The organism is Bradyrhizobium sp. AUGA SZCCT0160, from assembly GCF_018130105.1.
Classification (GTDB): domain Bacteria; phylum Pseudomonadota; class Alphaproteobacteria; order Rhizobiales; family Xanthobacteraceae; genus Bradyrhizobium.
Genome location: NZ_JAFCMD010000006.1, coordinates 61,991 through 85,203 on the forward strand (window position 1 = coordinate 61,991; position 23,213 = coordinate 85,203).

Genomic DNA, 23,213 nt, shown 5'->3' on the forward strand with positions numbered 1-23,213 from the left:
CCGGCGTTTCCGATGCGTTCCAGCCGATTGAGACGGCGATTCCGGCCCTCCGCGCCCATGACCCGCCGCGGGTACTGCCCCTCCGCCACAAGGAATAGTGGTGAAATTCCAATCATTTCGCAGATTGATAGAATTTTGAACAATCGTTGCTGAAAATGGTGACAAGGGGAAAAAGATAGTCTACACGTGCTGGCTCAGGCTGGCCGAAAGGTTGAAGTCTGGTGGTCCAAGTCTCGGGAGGAGCCCTGACGCGCACAAGCAGCGTCGCCTCGTCAATCAAGATCAAACCCAAATTTTCGAGGTAAAAGGGTCGACACAATTTTTGAGCAGGGCTCCGTGCCCTGCTCTTTTTTTTCGATGATCGCCCTCTTTAAAGTCGTTCGAAGAATCTCCGAACCGCGTACGCCCTCATGATCGCGTCCAATCCGATTCTGCGAAGCTTTGAGATCGCAGCCAGCCGCTGCGCGGACCTGACGCCATTGGTGTATGCGCGCCTGCACAGCGAACATCCCGAAACACACACGATGTTCCGGACCGAGGGCAGCGAACTCGTCAAGGGCTCGATGCTGGCGCTGACGATCGATGCGATCCTGGATTTCGCAGGTCCCCGCACCGGGCACTTCCGCATGATCGAGTGCGAGATTTCCTCGCACGACGCCTACGGTACGCCGCGCGACCTGTTCATCGCATTCTTCGGTGTGATCGCCGAGACCCTGCGCGAAATCCTCGATCAGGACTGGTCGCCTGAGATCGATGCTGCATGGCGGAAATTGCTGGATGAGATCGAGCAGTTGGTCTTGCAGCGCACAAGCTAGGACCGCTTCCGTTCAACTTGCTTGTCGATTCCGCACCCTCAGCAATGACGTGATCAGCGAACGGGTGGCGCGTGCGCGGCGAGTGTGAGACACTGCGGGCATCCGCGGTGCGTGTAACGCCCTCGGTCATAAAAATGAAAGCGAGGGAGCAAGCAATGTCAGGGACGGACAAATCCTCTACGACCAGGCGTGACCTTCTTCAGTCGGCGGCGTTCGCCGGCGCAGCGACCGCGCTGTTCGGCGGTTTGGGGTTAAGCCCGGCGCTCGCGCAGGCCGCACGTTCCGAAAAACCGCTGAAGGCCGCGTTCTCCAACGCCGGCCTGCAGGCCACCTGGTGCGCGCAGGGCAAGCAGGCCGCGGAATGGTGGGGCAAGCTGTTCAACGTCGAGGTCACCTGGTTCGACGGCCAGCTCGACGCCGTCAAGCAGCGCGCCGCGATCGACAACATGGCGTCGCAGAAATGGGATTTCGTCGCCATCCAGGCGTTCGGCATCGGCACCCTGACCCAGCCGGTGCAGAAGATGATCAGCGCCGGCACCCCGGTCATCGACATGGACACGCTGATCGCGCCGCTCGACCAGATCAACGTCCACTCCTTCCTCGCCCCCGACAATGAATTCATGGGCGCTTCGGTGACGCAGGCGCTCTGCAACGCCATGGGCGGCAAGGGCAAGATCATCATGACCCAGGGCGCCCTCGGCCACACCGGCGCGCAAGGCCGCGCCAAGGGATTCACCTCCGTCGTGAAGCAATTCCCGAATATCGAGGTGCTCGACACCCAGCCGGCGGATTGGGACGTGTCAAAGACGGCGCGCCTATGGGAGACCTACCTGACAAAATACCCGCAGATCGACGCCGCCTTCTTCCACAATGACGACATGGCGCTCGCCGCCTACAACATCATGAAGGCGCGCAACCGCACCAACATCCTGATTGGCGGCGTCGACGCCATGCCGCCGGCGATCCAGGCGGTCAGCGAAGGCCGGATGTTCGCAACCGTCCGCAATCCCTCGTGCCGTATCCATGGCGGCGCCATCGTCGCCGGCGTCGCCGCGGTGACCGGGGGCGAGAAGAGCGGTCAGGGCATTCCGAAGCACGTGATAACGGACGGCCCGGTCGTGACCAAGGCCAACGCGGCGGGCATGCAGTGGATGGAGAATCATTTCCTGATCTGAAGCCTGATGACGCCGCAACGCGCACCCATCCTCGAACTTCGAGGCATCACCAAAGCCTTCGGCGGCGTCGAGGCGCTTCGGGGTGTTGATTTTGCGTTGTTCGCCGGCGAGATCCACGGTCTCGTCGGCGAAAACGGCGCGGGAAAAAGCACGCTGATGAAGATCATCGCCGGCGTGCATGCGGAGTTCTCCGGCCGCTTTATACTCGACGGGAAGGACACCCGCTTCCGTTCAACCCGCGACGCGCATGCCGCCGGCATCGCCATGGTCCATCAGGAGCTGAGCGTGGCTCCTGATCTCTCGGTGGCCGAAAATGTCTTTCTCGGCACCCAGCCAACCAACCGCTTCGGCCTCGTGCAGTGGCGGCGCATGGCGCGCGAGGCCGGCGAGCAACTCGCCAAATTCGGCATCGACGTCGATCCAATGTCGCGGCTCGGCGATCTGCCGATCGGCATGCAGCAGTTGATCGAGATCGCCCGCGTCCTGTTCTCGGGCGCCCGCATCGTCATTCTCGACGAGCCGACCTCCGCCCTCTCGCCGCCCGAGGTCGAGCGGCTGTTTGCGACGCTGCGGCGGCTGCGCGACGAGGGTTGCGCCATCGTCTTCATCTCTCATTTCATCGAGGACATTTTGCGCGTCTCTGACACCGTGACGGTGTTCCGCAACGGACGGAAAGTCGCCGAGACGGAATCCGCCGCGACCAGCAAGGCCGCGCTGATCGAGGCCATGATCGGCAAGGGCAGCGAGGCGCTGGGCGAGACCTATACCGACGACATCATGCTGCCGCCGCCGACCGATCGTCCGGCGGTGCTGAAGGCGGACGAACTCACGCTCGCCCGCAGCCTGCAGGACGTCTCGTTCGAGGCCCGCGGCGGTGAAGTTTTGGGCATCTACGGCTTCATGGGCTGCGGGCAGCTCGAGCTGGCGCGGATCCTGTTCGGCAAGATCAAGCCCGACCGCGGCACGTTGATCGTAGGCGGCGAACCCAAGACCTTCGCCAGCACGGCGGCGGCGCGGCGCGCCGGCGTCGCCTTCGTCCCCGAAAGCCGCCGCGCCATGCTGTTCCACCAGGAGCCGGTCTACAAGAACATCTCGATCAGCGTGCTGGGCCGGATTTCCGCGCTGCTGCTCAAGCCGGCACGCGAGCGGTCGATCGCCGCGCGGCAGGTCGAGCAATTGCAGATCAGGCCCGCGGCCGTCGACCTCGAACTCGGCATGCTGTCCGGCGGCAACCAGCAGAAGGTGGCGCTGGCGAAATGGCTGAGCTATCCACCGCGCCTGCTCGTGCTGTGCGAGCCGACGCGGGGCATGGACGTCGGCGCCAAGAACGACGTCATCAACATCATCAGGGAACTGCGCGCCAAGGGACTGGCCGTGATCGTGCTTTCGACCGAACCGGAGACGGTGCTGTCGCTGGCCGACCGCATCATCGTCCTCAAGCGCGGCGCGGTGGTGCGCGAATTCGCTCATGAGATGGTCAGCAAGGACCGCCTGCTGCAAGCGGCTTGAGGAGAAACTTGAATGGCAAGTGAAGGCGCGACAGTCCCGGCGGATCGCAAGCGGCCGCACAGCGTCGGCAGGTTCCTGCGCTCGCAGATGCGCAACATCGCGCCGTTCCTGACGCTGATCTGCCTGACCGGCTTTTTTGCCGCCGCCAGTCCATCGTTTGCGACGCTCGACAATTTCGGCAATATCCTGACCCAGGTTTCGGTGACCGGCATCATCGCCGTCGGCCTTACCTTCGTGATCCTGTGCGCCGAGATCGACCTGTCGATCGCCAGTATCGCCAACGTCACCGGCATCGCGGTCGCCTATTTCACCCTGCAGGAATCCTACGTGAACATCGCCAACGTCCCGATGCCCGGCTGGGCGGCGGTCATGCTGGCGCTCGCGCTCTGCGCCCTGCTCGGTGTCGTCAATGCGTTCGGGCTCACCGTGATCGGCATTCCCTCCTTCATCATGACGCTGGCCATGATGCAGATCGCCGCGGGCATTTCCGCGCTGCTGGTGCGCGGCCAGATCGCCTACAAGGTGCCCGACGTGATCACGACGCTCGGATCGGGATCGATCGGCGGCGTTCCATGCATCGTGATCGTGGCGGCGCTGATGCTGCTCGGCGGCCACCTGGTGCTGACCTACACCCGCTTCGGCCGCTACGTTTACATGGTCGGCGGCAATCGCGAGGCGGCGGAATATTCCGGGCTCAACATCAAGCTCATCCTCGGCAGCGTGATGGTGATCGCGGCGGTGTGCTCGGGGATCGGCGGCATGCTCGGCGTCGCCCATTTCGGCAGCGCGCAGCAGAACGAGTTCGACACCTACCTGCTCGATTCGATCGCCGCCGTCGTGGTCGGCGGCACCAGCCTGTTCGGCGGCCGCGGCGGCATCGGCAACACCGTCGTCGGCCTGTTCGTGCTCGGCGTCCTCAACAACGGCCTCGACCACGTCAACATCGACAGTTTTCTGAAGATCCTGATCCGCGGCCTGATCCTGCTCGCGGCGCTGGTGATCAACGTCTATGCGCAGAAGCTGCGGGAGAGAGCTGTCGAATAGGCGCGGCCTTCTAGGCCGTGAACCCATAAATCTGCCGCGGGCGGACAATTGCCAGTGGTCGCATTGCGTCGATGACCCGACGTCGTCGGAACGGATCGTGATGTCCCCTTAGTGCCGAGAACAGACGAAGACCATCCAGTTGAGCGTCGTCAGAGAAAACCGACCTGCCCGAAGGCTCTATGAAAGCGTAGTTTTTTTAGAATTCGGTGTGGAGACAAAAGCCTCAAAGTATGGCGATAAATATTACGATGAAGCACTCATGGCCCTCGACTTTAGTCGTTCGGCGGATTTCTCTTAAGGGTCAGAAGGCGACATCGCTTTGCGGTCGCCGTATGCCCGTTAAGTGCCAAAAGCGGCCATGCCCGTCGGTCTAGGGGGACGCCCTCGTCGCCGCATTCAGTGCCGCAACCTTGCAACGACGGTGCGATCCATGAATTTTACGAGGGCATCCGATACAGCATCGTCAGCGATCGCACCGCTTTGGATAATGATTTCCGGCTGTACTTCGCGGTCTTGAAACAGGCCGTCCGGAGAAGTTCCGCTCGCCACAACCACGTTTTGATTGGCACCGTCAACGAAAGTAGTCTGACGCTTGACTGTGAGCTGCATCGTTAACTGCCGATCAAATCCCGGTTGATTCGCTTTGATACAGTCCATGGCAGCCCAGACCTTCCTCGTGTACTTGCTCTGTGTTGCGCTTTCTGCTTCTTGGACCTTGCCTTGTACGGCGCTAGCGACGCGTTCCGCGAGATCGTTGCGCGTTTGCACATTCGGACTCCCGGAAAGTTCGAACACCCAGATGCATATCGGTCCAACGAGCACCGACAAACTCTGACTCGCTTTGGCCGGGGAACATTCAAGGGAGTTCAGGAGAAAAACGAGGGTGAGCAACGGTAATAATGCTCTCCTTGATAGCATTGTTAAGCTCCAGTTTCTTGCAGCTTGCTACATACCGCTTGGATCAAAAACCTAGACGAGTAAAAAATCCATCATGTCCGCTTCGGGTCAATCGCGTGACTTTGACAGCGCGCCGCGAACTTCAGGCTAAGTCCGCATTCCGCCGAAAGCGGAAGTAGATCACGTCTGGCCAGCCGCTAACCCTCACCCTCCAAAATCCGGCTGCCACTCGCGCATTTCCCGCGCCGCCCCTGTGACCGCACCGATGGACGCAAACGACGCCGTATCCACCAGCATCGCCCGCGCCAGGCGCAGGCTTCGCGCTTCGCAGACCGCGCGAAGCTTCGGCTCCTCGATCAGCTCGAAGTCGATATTGTGTGCGAGACCGAGGATACGGCGGACGATCTTGGCCGCGGCAAACCCGACGGTGTCGCCGAACAATCGCGCCATGTAGGCCTGCCGTTCGGCCTCGAGGCGAACAGCACCATCCGCGCCGGCAAACAGCGATGCCGGATAGGCATCGCCCTTCGCATCGGTGCGCCACAACCCGACGAATTTTCGCGCAAATTCCGCCCATACGCCCTCGACCGTCTGCAGCAGCCACGCTTCGAAGGCGCGCCTATCGCCAGGCGACGTTTCGTGGCCGCTGGAGGCCAGATAGCCCATGAGGAGATTTGCGATCACCGCGCCGATATCGAACCCCATCGGCCCATAGAACGCGAATTCGGGATCGATCACCTTCGTCTCGCGCTCGGTCACCATGATCGAGCCGGTATGGAGGTCGCCGTGAATCAGCGCTTCCGGCGAGGCCATGAACTTCAGCTTGAGCCTGGAGATCGCGACATGAAGATCGAGGTCGCCGCGAAAGCGCGCCGCGGTCGCATCCAGCCAGGGCTGTGTCCAGCGGTTCTGTTCGGCGACGCGGTAGGGATCGGTGAAGATCAGATCCTCGGTGATCTTGCACAGCGCATGATTGCCGGCAAAGGCGGCAATGCCCTCCTTCTTCTCCGCGGCGGGGACCGCAAGATCGGAGCTGAAGAACAGCGTTCGCGCCAGAAAATTCGTGATGTCTTCGACGAACCGCGGATAGCTGGTTCCGGCCACCAGCCCCTTGCGCATGATGATATGCGGCTCGAGAAACTCCATCGCGATCAGGGCAAGCGCCGCATCGTGGTGGAGCACCGCCGGCACCAGGGCGGGCGCCAGCCGGGCCTGATGGGTGAGCGCCAGATGTTCGTAGTGCGAGCGCGACAGCGGCAGCGGCCAGCTCTCGCCGACCAGCCGCACATAGGGCAGCGCCTGCTTGACGGCGATGCTGCCAGCCCCGCCGCGCACGATGAAGACGAGGTTGAGGTTGCCGTCGCCGACCTCGCTGATCGACCACGCCGCCGGCACACCGCCAAGCTGGCTTGCGATCGTGGGAAGCTGCGCAAGGTAGTCGCGCAGATCGGCTTCCCGCAGAATTCGGTAGTGGTCCGGCCGGGGGATATCCAACACTCGCCCTTGTGCGGTCATCGGTCGTCGCCTCCGGTTGCTGGCGCGTGAAGTTCGGCTTCAGTCCCGCTCGAGGAAGTTGGAACCGATGTCAGCCTTTTTCTTGATCGGATCGTAGTCGCAGTAGACGCTGTCGGCGACCAGCGTGTAGCTCGCGATGATCGTGTCCTTGTTGAGCTTGACCGCATTCAGGCCGATCGCCGCGGTCTGTTTGCCGCCGGTCCATTTGAACGGCGTCGAGCTCTGTGCTTTCTCGCAGGCCACGACGGCGTCGGGAAAGACCGCCTGCTCGACGAAGGCTTTCACCGTTCGAAGCTGGTTCAGCGTCTTCCAGTTCATGTAGAACGACCCGCCAAGGCCGGCGGCGAGCAGGATCACCAGCGCGATCATGATGCGTTGGAAACTCATTCTTGTTCTCCCGGCACGCTAACGCTTGGCCTCGCCGCGCCGCCTGTATGCATTGAGGTACTCAAATTGCTCCTAGAACGGCGTCCCCATCAGCTTGGCCAGCCGCTCGATATTAAGGAATCCCTGATAATAGGCCCACATCGCGATCGCAAAAATGACCGCCGATATGATCGTGGTCCAGATCAGCTTGCGGCCCATCCGCGCCAGGACCGGCGCGCCGGGATCCGTGCCGGGAGCGCCCTCGCCGTCCTCGTGCTGGCTGCGAACGCCGAACGGCAGCGTCACGAACAGCACGACCCACCACAATACGAAGTAGATCGCGAACATCGTCGAGATGTTGTAGACCATGAGGGTTCAGGCCTGTTCGATTTCGACGAGCGCGCCGGAAAAATCCTTCGGATGGAAAAACAGCACCGGCTTGCCATGGGCGCCGATCTTCGGCACGCCGTCGCCGAGCACGCGCGCCCCCTCGCTGATCAGCTTGTCGCGCGCCGCAATGATATCGGGCACGTCGTAGCAGATGTGATGGATGCCGCCGTCGGCGTTGCGCTCGACGAATTTGGCGATCGGTGAGGCGTCGCCGAGCGGCTGGATGAACTCGATCTTGGTGTTGGGCAGCGTCACGAACACGGTGATGACACCATGCTCCGGCAGCGGCACCGCGCCAGAGATTTCAGCGCCGAACGCGCCGCCATAGATTTTGGCCGCCTTCTCGGCGTCCCTGACCGCGATCGCGACATGATTGAGCCGGCCCAGCATCGTTGCTCCTCCTCTAGTACCCAATTCCGCGGAACACGCGCTAGATCGTCAGCACATGCACGAGGCAGATCGGCTTCTTGCCCCAATGTTCGTTCAGCACGGCGCGTACCGCGCGGCGCACCGATTCCGCGGTGGCGTCCGCATCGCGCCGCCGCGCCCGCGGCAGGCCTTCCACCGTCGATACCACCACATCGAACACGATGTCGTCGAGGGGCTCGCCGGCCGTATTCTTCTCGGGGATGCCGACCAGATCGACCTCGGGATCGTCGGCCAGCTCGCCCTTGTCGGTCATCGCGATCGCCACGAAGGCACAGCCGGCAAATCCCATCCGCCGCCGCTCCACCACGGCGCGCGACTTGGAATCCTCCAGGATGGTGCCGTCCTTGTAAATACGGCCCGAAGGCAGTTGGTCGATGATGCCGGGGTCGCCGGGGCCGAGCTTGACCAGGTCGCCGTTGCGGCAAATCAACACTTTCGGAACGCCCGCGGTGCGCGCCAGCTTGGCATGCTCCGCCAGATGCAGCGCTTCGCCATGCACGGGGATCAAGAGCTGCGGACGCACCCAGGAGATCATGTCGCGCAGCTCGTCGCGGCGCGGATGGCCGGAGACATGGACCAGATCGGTGCGGTCGGTGATAACCTCGATGCCCTGCGTGACCAGGCCGTTGATGATGCTGCCGACCGCCTTTTCGTTGCCGGGAATGGTGCGTGAGGAGAAGATCACACAGTCGCCCTTGTTCAGGGTGACCTGCGGATGGTCGTCATTGGCGATGCGCGCCAGCGCCGCGCGCGGCTCGCCCTGGCTTCCCGTGCACAGCGCCAGCACCTTGTCCGGCGGGAAATGGCCGTAGAGATCAGCGCCGCGGAAACTCTGGACGCCGTCGAGATAACCGGTTTCACGCGCGACCTGCACCACCCGTTCCATGGCGCGGCCGACCACGACCACTTCGCGGTCGGCGGCCTTGGCGGCGTCCGCGACCGCCTTCAGGCGCGCGACGTTGGAGGCGAAGGTGGTGACGGCGACCCGGCCCTTGGCGGCCTTTACCAATTTCGTAATGGTGGCGGCGACCTCGGTTTCCGAAGGCGAGCGCCCGTCCCGCACCGCATTGGTGGAATCGCCGACCAGCGCCAGCACGCCCTCGTCGCCCAGTTCGCGCAGGCGCCGCTCGTCGGTCGGCAGGCCGATGATGGGCGTCGGATCGATCTTCCAGTCGCCGGTGTGCAGCACGGTGCCGACCGAAGTGTGGATCGCCAGCGCGTGCGATTCCGGAATCGAATGCGCAACCGGGATGAATTCGACGTTGAACGGGCCGAGATGGACACGTCCCCCTGAAGGCACCACCGTGACCGGGATTTTTGGCGGATTGCGCTCGGCCGCCAGTTTGGCCTCGAACAGCGCGGCGCTGAACTTGGTCGCGTAGATCTTGCATTGCAGCTTCGGCCAGAGGTCGATGATGGCCCCGAAATGGTCCTCATGGGCGTGCGTCAGCACCAGCCCCATTAAATTCTTGCGTTCCTTCTCCAGGAAGCGGATGTCGGGCATGATCAGGTCGATACCCGGCAGATGCTCCTCGTCGCCAAAGGAGACGCCGAGATCGACCGCAAGCCAGGACCGTTCGTGGCGGTTGCCGAGCCCGTAGATCGACAGGTTCATGCCGATCTCGCCGACGCCGCCGAGCGGCGCAAAGGTCAGTTCATCTGGTCTAGCCATCAGGCAGCTCCCACGGAGGCCGCCGAGCCAAAATAAACCTCGCCCGCGGCGATCGGGAGGTGTTTGCCTTCTGCGGTCCGGACGATCAGGCAGCCGGTTTCATCTATCGTGTCGAACGTGCCTGCGATAGTCGCAGTTCCGGTCTGGATAGCGACCGGCTCGCCGAGGCCGGCGGCGCGTTCCAACCACAGCCGGCGAATTTCGGCAAAGCCGCGACCATTGTCCCAGATACCGCGGAACTCGACCCAGGCGTCCGAGAGCACGGCGAACAGCTCCTCGGCGCCGACATGGACACCCAGCGCCGCCAGCGAAATGGCCGGCGTCGGCGTGCCCGTGGGGGCTGCGACCACATTGGTACCGATCCCGACCACGACAGCCAGCCGGTTGCCGGCGACAGCTTCGGCTTCGAGTGAAATACCGACCAGCTTCTGCTTCTCAACCAGCACGTCGTTCGGCCATTTCAGCTGGAATTTCAACGGGTCAGAGCCGGCCCTTCGCAGATTGGCTTCGATGCTCACCTGCTGCAGGGCGCTTGCAATCGCGAGCCCGGCGGCAAAGCCCAATGTCGCGGCGGTCGCGGGCGGGACGTCGATGACTTCGAGAACGCTGCTGGCGAGGTTGCCGCGCGGCGCGATCCAGGCGCGCTGGCGCCGTCCCTTTCCGGCCGTCTGTTCCGTGGTGGCAAACCACATCGAGCCGCGCTCGCCCTCGCGGGCGTGCGCCATGGCCTCGGTATTGGTCGAACCGACCTGGTCAAAGGCGGCGAGACGGTAACCCGCCGATATAGCCCGGGGACCGAGCGCGAAGGTCATTTCAAATTTCTGCGCATGATCTTCTCCGAAAACCGGTTTCCACTTTTCGGGATCATGCGCGCTAAAACAGCGACTTCGCCGCGGCCGCGGCTACGCTGACCAGCAGCCCCGGATAGACGAAGAAGAAGATGGTGAAGACGCCTGTGATCGCCAGCACCGCACGCAATTCGGTGCGCATCGGATCGAGCTGGCCCTCCGGCTCGTCGAAATACATCACCTTGATGATGCTGAGATAGTAGAACGCGCCCACGACGCTGGCGAGCACGCCGACCACAGCGAGCGTGAACAGGCCTGCCTTGATCGCGGCGACGAACACGTACCATTTGGCGAAGAAGCCCGCGAGCGGCGGAATGCCGGCCAGCGAGAACAGCAGCATCGCAAAGACGAAGGCGAGCAGCGGATTGGTGCGCGACAGGCCGGCAAAGTCGCTGATCTGCTCCATCGGCTGGCCGTTGCGCTTCATGGTCAGGATGACCGAGAAGGTGCCGAGCGTCATCGCGACATAGATCGCGATATAGACCAGCACGCCCTGCGCGCCCTCGACGGTGCCGGACGCGAGCCCGACCAGCGCAAAACCCATGTGGCCGATCGAGGAATAGGCCATCAGGCGCTTGATGTTCTTCTGCCCGATGGCGGCGAACGAGCCCAGCACCATCGAGGCGATCGCCACGAACACGATGATCTGCTGCCACTGCGAGACGATGCCCGGGAATGCCGTCAGCGCCACCCGCGTAAACACCGCCAAGGCCGCGACCTTCGGCGCGGAGGCAAAGAACGCGGTTACCGGCGTCGGCGCGCCCTCGTAGACGTCGGGCGTCCACATGTGGAACGGCACGGCCGAGACTTTGAAGCAGAGGCCAGCGAGCAGGAACACCAGGCCGAACACGAGCCCGATATTGCCGGTCTTCGCAGCCGCCGCGATGCCGGCGAAGCTGACGGTGCCGGTAAAGCCGTAGATCAGCGAGGCGCCGTACAGCAGCATGCCCGAGGACAGCGCGCCCAGCACAAAATACTTCAGGCCGGCTTCGGTTGATTTGGCGTTGTCGCGGTTGCTGGCGGCGACCACGTAGAGCGCCAGCGACATCAATTCCAATCCGAGATAGAGCATGATCAGGTCGCCGGCCGAGATCAGCACCATCATGCCGAGGCTCGAGAGCAGCACCAGGATCGAAAATTCAAAGGTCCGCCGCGACGGGTCGGACAGGAATTCGGCCGACAGGATCAGGGTTGCGCCCGAGCCGATCAGCGCCAGAATCTTCAGGAAGCGCGCAAAATCGTCGACGATGAAGCTGCCGCCGAAGGTGGTGAGCTTGCCGGCCGGCAACATCAGCTCCAGCGCGCCGGTCACCACCAGCAGGCATATTGCAAGTGTGGTGACGAGGCGGGTCGTCCCCTCGCCGCCGCGATAGGCGCCGAGCATCAGCAGCGCCATGGCACCCGCGGCCAGCACCAGCTCCGGCAACACCGGCAGCAACTGATAACCTGCACTCTGGAAGCTCATGGTGGCGGCCTTAATTGATCAACGCGGCTGCCTTCACGGCAGTCACGGCGGTGTTGTAATTGTTGACGAGTTGCTGAACCGAGGCCGCCGACATGTCGAGCACCGGTTTCGGATAGACGCCGAACAGGATGGTGAGGAACACCAGCGGGAACAGCATCAGGCCTTCGCGGAACGTGAGGTCCTTGATGCTCGCGAGCGCCGGTCTTGTGAGCGTGCCGAACACCACCTTGCGATAGAGCCAGAGCGCGTAGCCCGCCGACAGGATCACGCCGAGCGTGGCGAAGGTCGCGGTCGGGATCGAGACCTTGAAGGTGCCGAGCAGCGTCATGAATTCGCCTACGAAGCCGCTGGTGCCGGGCAACCCGACATTAGCCATGGTGAAGACCATGAACACCAGCGCGTAGAGCGGCATCCGGTTCACCAGCCCCCCGTAGGCGGCGATTTCGCGGGTATGCATGCGGTCGTAGACGATGCCGACGCAAAGGAACAGCGCGCCCGAGACGATGCCGTGCGAGATCATCTGGAACACGCCGCCGGCCACGCCCTGCGTGGTGCCGGCGAAGATGCCCATGGTGACGAAGCCCATATGCGCCACCGACGAATAGGCGATCAGCTTCTTGATGTCTTCCTGCATCAACGCCACCAGTGAGGTGTAGATGATCGCGATCGCCGACAGCGAGAAGATGATCCAGGCGAAATCATGCGACGCCAGCGGGAACATCGGCAGCGAGAAGCGCAGGAAGCCGTAGCCGCCCATCTTCAACAGGATCGCAGCCAGGATCACCGAGCCCGCGGTCGGCGCCTCGACGTGCGCGTCCGGCAACCAGGTGTGCACCGGCCACATCGGCATCTTGACCGCGAACGATGCAAAGAACGCCAGCCACGCCCACGTCTGCAGACTGCGCGGCACCGCGGTGTTCATCAGCGTCGGGATGTCCGTCGTGCCGGCGTTCCAGTACAGCGCCATGATGGCGAGCAGCATCAAGACCGAGCCGAGCAGCGTGTAGAGGAAGAACTTGAAGGACGCGTAGACCCGGCGCGGGCCGCCCCAGACGCCGATGATCAGGAACATCGGAATCAGGCCGCCCTCGAAGAACAGGTAGAACAGCACGAGGTCGAGCGCCGAGAAGGTGCCGATCATCAGCGTTTCCAGCAGCAGGAACGCCATCATGTATTCGCGCACCCGCATCGTCACCGATTTCCAGCTCGCGATGATGCAGAGCGGCATCAAGGCGGTGGTCAGGATCACGAACGGCAGTGAAATGCCGTCGACACCCATGTGGTAGGTGATGCCGCTCGCCAGCCACGACGCCTTTTCGATGAACTGGAAGTCCGGATTGGTCGCATCGAAGCGCCAGACCAGGATCAGCGAGACTGCAAAGGTGACCAGCGTGGTCCACAGCGCGATCCAGCGCGAGTTGCTTCTCGCCGCCTCGTCGTCGCCGCGGCTGATGTAGATCACCAGCGCGCCGAACAGCGGCAGGAAGGTGACGACCGAGAGAATGGGCCAGGTTGTCATCACTGGCCTCCCAAGCCGAACATGAACCAGGTGATTAGTCCGGCAACCCCGATCAGCATCGCGAACGCGTAGTGATAGAGGTAGCCGGTTTGGATCTTCACGACGTTGCGGGTGACGTCGAGCACCCTTGCGGAAATGCCGTCGGGGCCGAAGCCGTCGATGACATAGCCATCGCCCTTCTTCCACAGGAAGTGGCCGATCCACTTGGCCGGGCGAACGAAGATCAGGTCATACAGCTCGTCGAAGTACCATTTGTTGAGCAGGAACTGGTAGAGCATCGGGTGCTGACTGGCGAGTTCGACCGGCAGATAGGGCCGGCGAATATAGAAGACGTAGGAGATGTAGGCGCCCACCACCATCATCACGGTCGGCAGGTACGCGATCCACGCCGGGATGTGGTGCATTTCTTCGATGATGTTGGGGTGCATCTTCAGCGATTCACGGAAGAACTCGGCCACGCCATGGCCCGCGAACAACTCCTTGAACGGGAAGCCGGCCAGGATCGAGCCGGCGGCGAGGACGCCGATCGGGACCAGCATCCACAGCGGCGCCTCGTGGGCGGCCTCATAATGCGCCTGGTCGTGCGGCTCGCCGTGGAAGGTCTTGAAGATCAGACGCCAGGAATAGAACGAAGTCAGGCCGGCTGCGACCACCGTCATCAGGAAGCCGTACATCGCGAACGGATTGTGCGAGACGTAGGCAGATTCGATGATCGCATCCTTGGAGAAATAGCCGGCGGTGAGCGGGAATCCGGTCAATGCCAGCGTACCTATCACCATCACGATATAGGTGAAGGGAATCCGGTCCTTCAGCCCACCCATGTTGCGGATGTCCTGCTCGTGATGCATCGCGTAGATCACCGAGCCTGAGCCTAAGAACAGCAGCGCCTTGAAGAAGGCGTGCGTGAACAGATGGAAGATGCCGACCGAGTAGGCCCCTGCCCCCATCGCCACGAACATGTAGCCGAGCTGCGAACAGGTCGAGTAAGCGACGATGCGCTTGATGTCGTTCTGCACGAGGCCGATCGTCGCCGCAAAGAAGGCGGTGGTGGCGCCGAAGAACATCACCACGGCCTGCGCATTCGGCGCCAGCTCGAACAGCGGCGACAGGCGCGCCACCATGAACACGCCGGCGGTGACCATGGTCGCGGCATGGATCAGCGCCGAGACCGGCGTCGGGCCTTCCATGGCGTCCGGCAACCAGGTGTGCAGCAGGAACTGGGCGGATTTGCCCATCGCGCCCATGAACAGCAAGAGACACGTCAGCGTCAGCGCGTCGGCCTGCCAGCCGAACACGTCGATGGTCTTGCCGGCGAGCCCCGGCGCGCCCGCGAAGATGGTTTCGAAATCGGTGGACTTGAGCAGCATGAACACGGCGAAGATGCCGAGCGCGAAACCGAAATCGCCGACGCGGTTGACCACGAAGGCCTTGATCGCCGCCGCATTGGCCGACGGCTTCTGGTACCAGAACCCTATCAGGAGATAACTGGCGAGACCGACGCCTTCCCAGCCGAAGAACATCTGCACCAGATTGTCCGAGGTCACCAGCATCAGCATCGCGAAGGTGAACAGCGACAGATAGGCAAAGAAGCGCGGCCGGTGCGGATCCTCGTCCATGTAGCCGATGGAATAGAGGTGCACGAGCGCCGAGACGGTGTTGACCACGACCAGCATGACCGCGGTCAGCGTATCGACGCGCAGCGACCACGCGACCTGCAGATCGCCGGAATTGATCCAGGGGAACAAGGCAATGCGGGCGTCATGGTGCATGAAGCCGACATCGACCAGCGTGACCCAGGACAGGCCGGCCGAAATCATCAGCAGGCCGGTCGTGATCAGTTCGGCCGCGCGCGAGCCGGCGGCCGGCGGTTCCGCCACGTGGTGGTCGTCATGGCCGTGGTCATCGTGGCCATGGTCGTCATGGGCGGCTGACGCATGCGCGTGCGCGTCGTGCCCATGATGCCCGTCATCATGATGCTCGACCGTATCCCCGCTCGGGTTGCGCGCATGCGCCCCGAACAGCGCGATCAGGCCGGCCAGAATGGCGCCCAGCAGCGGCAGAAAGACGATTGCCTGAATCATAGCTGCGCCTAGCCCTTCATCAAATTAACGTCTTCAACCGCAATCGAACCGCGGTTGCGGAAATACACCACCAGCACGGCGAGACCGATCGCCGCTTCCGCCGCAGCGACCGTCAGCACCAGCAGCGCAAACACCTGGCCGACGATGTCGCCGAGGAAGGTCGAGAACGCCACCAAATTGATGTTGACCGAAAGCAGGATCAGCTCGATCGACATCAGGATGACGATGATGTTCTTGCGGTTGAGGAAGATGCCGAGGATCCCGAGCGTGAACAGGATCGCGCCGACCGAGAGGTAATGTCCGAGCCCGATCGTCATTTCACCCACTCCGCCGCGTCCGCGTCCTGCAGGCCCTGCCCCGCGGCCACCTTGCGCACGCTCATCGCGAGCTCCGGCGTCCGCGCGTTCTGCACGTTGATGTCCTGCCGCTTGACGCTGACCTTGTGGCGCAGCGTCAGCACGATGGCGCCGATCATCGCCACCAGCAGCACCATGCCGGCGAGCTGGAAGTAATGGATGTACTTCGTATAGAGCACGAGGCCGAGCGCCTCGGTGTTGCTGATATTGGACGGGATCGCCGCCGTGATGTTCTTGGTCACCGACGGATTGATCGCCCAGCCGCCGACGACCAGCAGCAGCTCGAACACGAAGATGCCGCCGATCACGAGCCCGATCGGCAGATATTGCATGAAGCCTTCGCGCAGTTCGACGAAGTCGACATCGAGCATCATGATCACGAACAGGAACAGCACCGCGACCGCGCCGACATAGACCACGATCAGCATCATGCCGAGGAATTCGGCGCCCATCAGGATGAACAGGCCCGAGGCGTTGACGAAGGCCAGGATCAGATACAGCACGGAGTGGACGGGATTGCGCGAGACAATCACCATCACCGCCGACGCCACGCAGATGCCGGCAAACAGATAAAAGAACAGCGCGGGAAGGATCATGCCCTCACCTCACCGGTACGGCGCGTCGAGTTCGATCGATTTTGCAATCTCACGCTCCCAACGGTCGCCATTGGCGAGCAATTTCGCCTTGTCATAATACAGTTCCTCGCGGGTCTCGGTCGCGAATTCGAAATTCGGTCCCTCGACGATGGCATCGACCGGGCAGGCTTCCTGGCACAGGCCGCAATAGATGCATTTCACCATGTCGATGTCGTAGCGCACGGTGCGGCGAGTGCCGTCGTTGCGGCGCGGGCCGGCCTCGATGGTGATGGCCTGCGCCGGGCAGATCGCCTCGCACAGCTTGCAGGCGATGCAGCGCTCCTCGCCGTTCGGATAGCGGCGCAGCGCATGCTCGCCGCGGAAGCGCGGCGAGATCGGGCCCTTCTCGAACGGATAGTTCAGCGTCGGCTTCGGCTTGAAGAAGTAGCGCATGGCGAGGAAGAACGCCGATACGAACTCGGTCAGGAGAAGCGAGCGGGCTGTTGCGTTGATATTGACACTCATAGCGACCTCATTTCGGCGCGAGCCCCGTGAATTGCAGGACCCCGGCGACGATCACCACCATCGCCAGCGACAGCGGCAGGAACACCTTCCAGCCGAGCCGCATCAGTTGATCGTAGCGGTAGCGCGGCACGATCGCCTTCGCCATCGCGAACATGAAGAACATGAAGAACACTTTCAGCGCGAACCAGATGATCCCGGGCACCCAGGTGAACGGTGCATAGGGCACCGGCGGCAGCCAGCCGCCCAGGAACAGGATCGTCGCCAGCGCGCACATCGTGGTGATCGCGACGTATTCGCCGAGCATGAACAGCAAATACGGTGTCGAGCCGTACTCGGTCATGAAGCCCGCGACCAGCTCCGACTCGGCTTCGACGAGGTCGAACGGCGGCCGGTTGGTTTCGGCCAGCGCCGAGACGTAAAAGATCACGAACATCGGAAACAGCGGCAGCCAGTACCAGCCGAGCAGCCCGAATCTGGTGTTCTGGGCCTGCACCACGTCGGTCAGGTTCAGCGAGCCGACGCACAACAGCACCGTGATGATGACGAAGCCGATCGAGACTTCGTAGGACACCATCTGCGCCGCCGAACGCAGCGCGGCGAGGAACGGGTATTTCGAGTTCGACGACCAGCCGGCCATGATGATGCCGTAGATCGACAGCGACGAGATCGCAAAGATGTAGAGCACGCCGACATTGATGTCTGATATCACCCAGCCGAAATCCATCGGGATCACGGCCCAGGCCGCCAGCGCCAGCACGCAGCTGACCAGCGGCGCCAGCAGGAACACGCCCTTGTTGGAGCCGGAGGGAATAACCGGCTCCTTCAGCACGAACTTCAAAAGATCGGCGAAGGATTGCAGCAGGCCCCACGGGCCGACGACGTTGGGACCACGGCGGATCTGCACCGCCGCCCAGATCTTGCGGTCGGCAAGCAGGATGTAGGCGATCGCGATCAGCAGCACGACCAGCAGCAGCAGGCTCTGCGCGACCATGATGATCAGCGGCCAGAGGAAACCGGTCCAGAACGAGCTTGCGAAGAATTCAGCCATCAGGTCACGCTCACTCCGCTGCCGTCAGCATTTGCCCGGACGCCAGCCGGGAACATTCCGCCATCACCGCCGACGCGCGCGCGATCGGGTTGGTGAGGTAGAAATCCTCGACCGACGTCTTGAACGGCGTCTTGTCGACGCTGCCGCCCTTGCCGGCCAGCGCCTTCACCTCTTCCGGCTTACCGGGCTCGATCTGCTCGATCCGGATCAGATGCGGCACGGCCTTGAAGAGCTCCTGCCGCAACGCCTGAAGCGAGTCATAGGGCAGCTTCTTGCCCAGCACATCCGACAGCGCACGCACGATCGCCCAGTCCTCGCGCGCCTCGCCCGGCGGGAACGCGGCGCGGTTGGCAATCTGCGCCCTGCCCTCGGTGTTGACGTAGATGCCGGATTTTTCGGTATAGGCCGCGCCCGGCAAGATGACGTCAGCGCGATGCGCGCCGCGGTCGCCATGGGTGCCGATGTAGACCACGAAGGTCCCATCCGGCACCTTGACGTCATCGGCGCCGAGCAGGAACAGCACGTCGAGCGTGCCGAAGGTGGTCATTTGCGCGAGATTCAGGCTGCCCTTGCCGGCCGCAAAACCGATATCGAGCGCGCCCGCACGCGACGCCGTGTCCTGCAGCACGCCAAAACCGTTCCAGCCGTCCTTGAGTGCGCCGACGTCGACCGCGAGTTTGGCAGCGAGCGCCAGCACCGCCGCGCCGTCATGACGCGCCAGCGAACCGGCGCCAACCAGCACGATCGGGTTCTTGGCGCCCTTGAGCACCTCGGCGAAGGAATGCTTGCCGGCCGCGAGATCACCGAGCGAATCCGTGCCGGCGCCGAGATAATCGTAATCATAGGTCAGGTCGGCCTTGGCGCCGATGACGCCGACCTTGAGCCTGCCCGTGCGCCAGCGCTTGCGGATGCGGGCGTTGAGGACGGCGGCTTCCTTGCGCGGGTTCGATCCCACGATCAGCAGCGCGTCGGCCTGCTCGATCCCGGCAATGGTCGGGTTGAAGATATAGGACGCGCGGCCTGCCTTGGGATCGAAGGCGTCGCCGCCCTGCACCGCGAGATTGCTTGAACCGCACTTGGCCAGCAGCTCCTTCAGCGCGAACATTTCTTCGACCGCGGCAAGGTCGCCGGCGATCGCACCGATCCGCTTGCCGTCGATCCGGCCGGTCTTGGCGGCGATCGCCGCAAACGCCTCCGACCAAGATGCGGCGCGGAGCTGGCCGTTCTGGCGGATATAGGGCCGGTCGAGCCGCTGGGTCCGCAGGCCGTCGACGATGTGACGGGTCTTGTCGGAAATCCATTCCTCGTTCACCGCCTCGTTGATGCGCGGCAGGATCCGCATCACCTCGCGGCCGCGGGTATCGACCCGGATCGCCGAGCCGACGCCGTCCATCACGTCGACCGACTGGGTCTTGCCGAGCTCCCAGGGCCGTGCCGCAAAGGCATAGGGCTTCGAGGTCAGCGCGCCGACCGGGCAGATATCGACGAGATTGCCCTGCAACTCCGAAGTCAGCGCCGACTCCAGATAGGTCGTGATTTCCATGTCTTCGCCGCGGCCGGTCGCGCCCATTTCCGGCGCGCCGCAGACTTCGGCGGAGAAACGGACGCAGCGCGTGCACTGGATGCAGCGGTTCATCGAGGTCTTGACCAGCGCGCCCAGATATTTGTCTTCGACCGCGCGCTTGTTCTCGGCAAAGCGCGAGGTATCGACGCCGTAGCCCATCGCCTGGTCCTGCAAATCGCACTCGCCGCCCTGATCGCAGATCGGGCAATCCAGCGGATGGTTGATCAGCAGGAATTCCATCACGCCTTCGCGCGCCTTCTTCACCATCGGCGAACGCGTCGAGATTTCCGGCGGCTCGCCCTTCGGACCCGGACGGCAATCGCGCACGGCCCAGGCGCAGCTGGCCACCGGCTTCGGGCCGCCCTTCACCTCTACGAGGCACATCCGGCAATTGCCGGCGATCGACAGCCGCTCGTGGTAGCAGAAGCGCGGAATTTCGGCGCCCGCGGCCTCACACGCCTGCAGCAGCGTGTATTCCGCGGGGACATCGATCTCTTTGCCATCGACGATGAGTTTGGTCATTGCGCTCTCAAGTCTTTCCGAGCTTGCAGTCGGGTGGTGTAACGCTTGATGTCTTCAGCGACGCCTTGATCCATTGCTGGGTCTCGGCGCCATAGGTGGCGAGATAGGCCGGCTGCGCCGCGTTCTTATCGCACAGGAACGGCAGATGCGGTTTCAGGTCGTAATCGCAGGAAGCCAGCCACTCGCGCTTTCCCGCGAACGCGCCGAGCGCTTCCTCGCAGGCGTAGAGGAAGTAAGTGACAAAACTCTCGTACTGGACCTGCTCGTCGCGGCCGCCGGCCTTGATCTTCTCGTAGTCCGGCTGCGCGAATTTCGGATTCTTGAACGCCAAATCGGTGTAGCCCAGAAACGCCTGCCGCGCGCTGGTCGCGCGGTTGCCGGTGCGGATCTCGTTGATCTGAAGCAGGATCGCAACAAAGCCGAGCAGCGCCACGGTCGCCTGCGCCATCTGCGCCAGCGTTCCGTATCTCTGCCACCAGAAGCTCGGTTGCGACATTGGTCCCACGATCTCAGTGCGCTGCGTCAGATAGTTCGAGACGTTGTTCAATTCGCTCGACGCGATTTTCGAGGCGATCCAGCCTTCGGTTGACCCCCGCCAGCCCTTCCTCGACAGAGGTAACGCGAACCTTGATGTCCTGAAGGTCCTCTGCCATCCGTTCGGTGCGTTGATCGATCTTGCGCAAAATCGCAAGGACGATGCTGTCAGGTTCTTTTGCCATTGCTGCCTCTCACTCCGCCGCGACCATGTTGACGGGGTCGCGCACGCCGATATCGTCGATGTCGGCCTTGTGCGAATACTGATCGATACGCTCTTCGATCTCGTGACGGAAATGCGCGATCAGGCCCTGGATCGGCCACGCCGCGGCGTCGCCCAGCGCGCAGATGGTGTGGCCTTCGACCTGCTTGGTCACCTCCAGCAGCATATCGATTTCGCGCTTGTGGGCGCGGCCGTCGGCCATGCGCGTCAGCACCCGCCACATCCACCCCGTGCCTTCGCGGCACGGCGTGCACTGGCCGCAGCTCTCATGCTTGTAGAAATAGGAGATGCGCGCGATCGCCCGGATCAAATCGGTCGACTTGTCCATCACGATCACAGCGGCGGTGCCGAGGCCGGAGCGCAGCTTGCCGAGGCTGTCGAAATCCATCGGTGTATCGATGATCTGTTCGGCCGGCACCATGCGCACCGACGAGCCGCCGGGGATCACAGCCTTGAGATTGTCCCAGCCGCCGCGAATGCCGCCGCAATGACGGTCGATCAGTTCGCGGAACGGAATCCCCATCGCCTCTTCGACGTTGCAGGGCCGCTCGACATGACCGGAAACGCAAAACAGTTTGGTGCCGACATTGTTGGGCCGGCCGATCGCGGCGAACCATGCCGCGCCACGGCGCAGGATATCGGGCGCGACCGCAATCGACTCGACGTTGTTGACGGTGGTCGGGCAGCCATAGAGACCGACATTGGCCGGGAATGGCGGCTTCAGCCGCGGCTGGCCCTTCTTGCCCTCGAGGCTTTCCAGGAGCGCGGTCTCTTCGCCGCAGATATAGGCGCCGGCGCCGTGCGCGACATAGATGTCGAACGGCCAGCCATTGAGGTTGTCCTTACCGACCAGCTTGGCGTCATAGGCCTGGTCGATCGCGGCCTGCAGATGTTCGCGCTCCCGGATGAATTCGCCGCGCACATAGATGTAGCAGGCGTGCGCGTTCATCGCGAAACTTGCGAGCAAACAGCCCTCGACCAGGAGATGCGGATCGTGCCGCATGATCTCGCGGTCCTTGCAGGTGCCGGGCTCGGACTCGTCGGCATTGACGACGAGATAGCTCGGCCGGCCGTCGGTGGACTCCTTGGGCATGAACGACCATTTCAGCCCGGTCGGAAAACCCGCCCCGCCGCGCCCGCGCAGGCCGGAGGCCTTCATCTCGTTGATGATCCAGTCGCGGCCCTTGTCGATGATCGATTTGGTGCCATCCCAGGCGCCGCGGCGGCGTGCACCCTCAAGGCCCCAATCGTGCAGGCCGTAGAGATTCTTGAAGATGCGATCCTTGTCGTCGAGCATGACCAGAACTTTCCGGGATCAACGTTTGGACTGAGAGTAAGCGAGCCCCGCGGCGCATCCGCCGAAGGTCAGCGCCCACAACAAAGCGGAATCAAGCGAGGCGCCCAGCGCGTAGCGCTGCAGCAGAAAAATGAACGTGGCCGCGGCCAGGGCGTGAAGGGTCATCAACTGCCAGGTTTTCATCGCAGCGGCCCTCCCCGGCCCGCCCGCTCGCAAAGTGCGACCGCGCGTCATGTGGTTTCCTTCAGCGTCGTCGGTCCGCCTACCGGCGCCGAGAACTGACGGTCGATCTGCGGTCCAGGCTTCGGCGGATTGCCGGAAGCAAAGCCGTCCAGCACCTTGCCGAAGTTTTCCTTGTTCAGGTCCTCGTAGGTATCCTTCCAGATCAGCACCATCGGCGCGTTGACGCAGGCGCCCAGGCACTCGACCTCTTCCCAGCTGAAATTGCCGTCCTTCGACAGATGGAAGGGGTCGTGATGGATGCGGCTCTGGCACACCTTGATGATGTCTTCCGCGCCGCGCAGGCGGCACGGCGTGGTGCCGCAGACCTGGACATGGGCTTTCTTGCCGACCGGCTGCAGCTGGAACATGGTGTAGAAAGTCGCGACCTCGAGCACGCGGATGTAGGGCATATCCAGCAGATCCGCGACCGCGCGGATCGCGGCTTCCGAAACCCAGCCCTCGTGCTGCTCCTGCACACGCCACAGGATCGCGATCACCGCGGACGCCTGGCGTCCGGGCGGATACTTCTCGATCTGCTTTTTCGCCCAGGCGAGGTTCTCGTCGGAGAACACAAAGCTCGCTGGCTGCAGTTCCTTTGGTGCAAGGCGGCGGACGGACATCG

The 23,213-nt window shown here is 62.9% G+C and carries 24 protein-coding genes; 4 read left to right on the forward strand and 20 right to left on the reverse strand.

Annotated features, from left to right (window positions below):
• Positions 1-410: 410 nt before the first annotated feature.
• The 4 genes from JQ558_RS12030 (at position 411) to JQ558_RS12045 (ending at position 4,543) form a co-directional block, all read left to right on the forward strand.
• The gene (locus JQ558_RS12030; protein WP_212272963.1) at positions 411-815 is read left to right on the forward strand and encodes a globin; all 405 of its coding nucleotides are present in this window, start codon (positions 411-413) and stop codon (positions 813-815) included.
• 155 nt (positions 816-970) lie between these two features.
• Positions 971-1,990, forward strand: a complete 1,020-nt coding sequence (locus tag JQ558_RS12035) for a sugar ABC transporter substrate-binding protein (protein ID WP_212272961.1) — start codon at positions 971-973, stop codon at positions 1,988-1,990.
• A 6-nt stretch (positions 1,991-1,996) separates the two neighbouring features.
• Positions 1,997-3,499, forward strand: a complete 1,503-nt coding sequence (locus JQ558_RS12040) for a sugar ABC transporter ATP-binding protein (RefSeq protein WP_212293764.1) — start codon at positions 1,997-1,999, stop codon at positions 3,497-3,499.
• Between the two features lie 12 nt (positions 3,500-3,511).
• Positions 3,512-4,543: an ABC transporter permease gene (locus JQ558_RS12045; protein ID WP_212293765.1), complete on the forward strand. Its 1,032-nt coding sequence runs from the start codon at positions 3,512-3,514 to the stop codon at positions 4,541-4,543.
• A 396-nt stretch (positions 4,544-4,939) separates the two neighbouring features.
• On the opposite strand, the gene JQ558_RS12050 is transcribed toward JQ558_RS12045, so the two are convergent.
• The 20 genes from JQ558_RS12050 to nuoE form a co-directional block, all read right to left on the reverse strand.
• Positions 4,940-5,311, reverse strand: a complete 372-nt coding sequence (locus tag JQ558_RS12050; protein ID WP_212293766.1) for a hypothetical protein — start codon at positions 5,309-5,311, stop codon at positions 4,940-4,942.
• Between the two features lie 333 nt (positions 5,312-5,644).
• Positions 5,645-6,955, reverse strand: coding sequence for an S-methyl-5-thioribose kinase (gene mtnK / locus JQ558_RS12055; protein ID WP_212293767.1), 1,311 nt, complete (start codon positions 6,953-6,955; stop codon positions 5,645-5,647).
• Positions 6,956-6,994: 39 nt separating this feature from the next.
• Positions 6,995-7,342 (reverse strand): hypothetical protein, encoded by a 348-nt coding sequence (locus JQ558_RS12060; RefSeq protein WP_212208100.1) that lies wholly within the window; start codon positions 7,340-7,342, stop codon positions 6,995-6,997.
• A gap of 72 nt (positions 7,343-7,414) precedes the next feature.
• Positions 7,415-7,690, reverse strand: a complete 276-nt coding sequence (locus JQ558_RS12065) for a DUF1467 family protein (RefSeq protein WP_212272951.1) — start codon at positions 7,688-7,690, stop codon at positions 7,415-7,417.
• 6 nt (positions 7,691-7,696) lie between these two features.
• Complete coding sequence (gene mce / locus JQ558_RS12070) at positions 7,697-8,101, reverse strand: methylmalonyl-CoA epimerase (RefSeq protein WP_212208102.1); 405 nt, start codon at positions 8,099-8,101, stop codon at positions 7,697-7,699.
• 40 nt (positions 8,102-8,141) lie between these two features.
• On the reverse strand, positions 8,142-9,812 hold the full coding sequence (locus JQ558_RS12075; RefSeq protein WP_212272950.1) for a ribonuclease J: 1,671 nt from the start codon (positions 9,810-9,812) through the stop codon (positions 8,142-8,144).
• Entirely contained in the window at positions 9,812-10,624 is an 813-nt protein-coding gene (locus JQ558_RS12080) for a biotin--[acetyl-CoA-carboxylase] ligase (RefSeq protein WP_212293768.1), read from the reverse strand. The genes JQ558_RS12075 and JQ558_RS12080 overlap by 1 nt, the downstream gene beginning before the upstream one ends.
• A 61-nt stretch (positions 10,625-10,685) precedes the next feature.
• Entirely contained in the window at positions 10,686-12,125 is a 1,440-nt protein-coding gene (gene nuoN, locus JQ558_RS12085; RefSeq protein ID WP_212208105.1) for an NADH-quinone oxidoreductase subunit NuoN, read from the reverse strand.
• Positions 12,126-12,135: 10 nt separating this feature from the next.
• Positions 12,136-13,644: an NADH-quinone oxidoreductase subunit M gene (locus tag JQ558_RS12090; protein WP_212293769.1), complete on the reverse strand. Its 1,509-nt coding sequence runs from the start codon at positions 13,642-13,644 to the stop codon at positions 12,136-12,138.
• Entirely contained in the window at positions 13,644-15,725 is a 2,082-nt protein-coding gene (gene nuoL, locus JQ558_RS12095; protein WP_212293770.1) for an NADH-quinone oxidoreductase subunit L, read from the reverse strand. The genes JQ558_RS12090 and nuoL overlap by 1 nt, the downstream gene beginning before the upstream one ends.
• Positions 15,726-15,733: 8 nt before the next feature.
• Complete coding sequence (gene nuoK, locus JQ558_RS12100) at positions 15,734-16,042, reverse strand: NADH-quinone oxidoreductase subunit NuoK (RefSeq protein WP_028162793.1); 309 nt, start codon at positions 16,040-16,042, stop codon at positions 15,734-15,736.
• Positions 16,039-16,677: an NADH-quinone oxidoreductase subunit J gene (locus tag JQ558_RS12105; protein WP_212293771.1), complete on the reverse strand. Its 639-nt coding sequence runs from the start codon at positions 16,675-16,677 to the stop codon at positions 16,039-16,041. The genes nuoK and JQ558_RS12105 overlap by 4 nt, the downstream gene beginning before the upstream one ends.
• Before the next feature lie 9 nt (positions 16,678-16,686).
• On the reverse strand, positions 16,687-17,181 hold the full coding sequence (gene nuoI / locus JQ558_RS12110; RefSeq protein ID WP_192733447.1) for an NADH-quinone oxidoreductase subunit NuoI: 495 nt from the start codon (positions 17,179-17,181) through the stop codon (positions 16,687-16,689).
• 7 nt (positions 17,182-17,188) lie between these two features.
• Positions 17,189-18,229, reverse strand: coding sequence for an NADH-quinone oxidoreductase subunit NuoH (nuoH, locus tag JQ558_RS12115; protein ID WP_212293772.1), 1,041 nt, complete (start codon positions 18,227-18,229; stop codon positions 17,189-17,191).
• A gap of 10 nt (positions 18,230-18,239) precedes the next feature.
• Positions 18,240-20,315, reverse strand: a complete 2,076-nt coding sequence (nuoG, locus tag JQ558_RS12120; protein ID WP_212293773.1) for an NADH-quinone oxidoreductase subunit NuoG — start codon at positions 20,313-20,315, stop codon at positions 18,240-18,242.
• Positions 20,316-20,322: 7 nt separating this feature from the next.
• Complete coding sequence (locus JQ558_RS12125) at positions 20,323-20,811, reverse strand: hypothetical protein (protein ID WP_212293774.1); 489 nt, start codon at positions 20,809-20,811, stop codon at positions 20,323-20,325.
• 13 nt (positions 20,812-20,824) lie between these two features.
• On the reverse strand, positions 20,825-21,034 hold the full coding sequence (locus JQ558_RS12130) for a hypothetical protein (RefSeq protein ID WP_212293775.1): 210 nt from the start codon (positions 21,032-21,034) through the stop codon (positions 20,825-20,827).
• 9 nt (positions 21,035-21,043) lie between these two features.
• Positions 21,044-22,369 (reverse strand): NADH-quinone oxidoreductase subunit NuoF, encoded by a 1,326-nt coding sequence (nuoF, locus tag JQ558_RS12135; RefSeq protein WP_212293776.1) that lies wholly within the window; start codon positions 22,367-22,369, stop codon positions 21,044-21,046.
• Positions 22,370-22,387: 18 nt separating this feature from the next.
• Positions 22,388-22,603, reverse strand: coding sequence for a hypothetical protein (locus JQ558_RS12140; RefSeq protein ID WP_212272943.1), 216 nt, complete (start codon positions 22,601-22,603; stop codon positions 22,388-22,390).
• Complete coding sequence (gene nuoE, locus JQ558_RS12145; protein WP_212293777.1) at positions 22,600-23,211, reverse strand: NADH-quinone oxidoreductase subunit NuoE; 612 nt, start codon at positions 23,209-23,211, stop codon at positions 22,600-22,602. The genes JQ558_RS12140 and nuoE overlap by 4 nt, the downstream gene beginning before the upstream one ends.
• Positions 23,212-23,213: the final 2 nt, after the last annotated feature.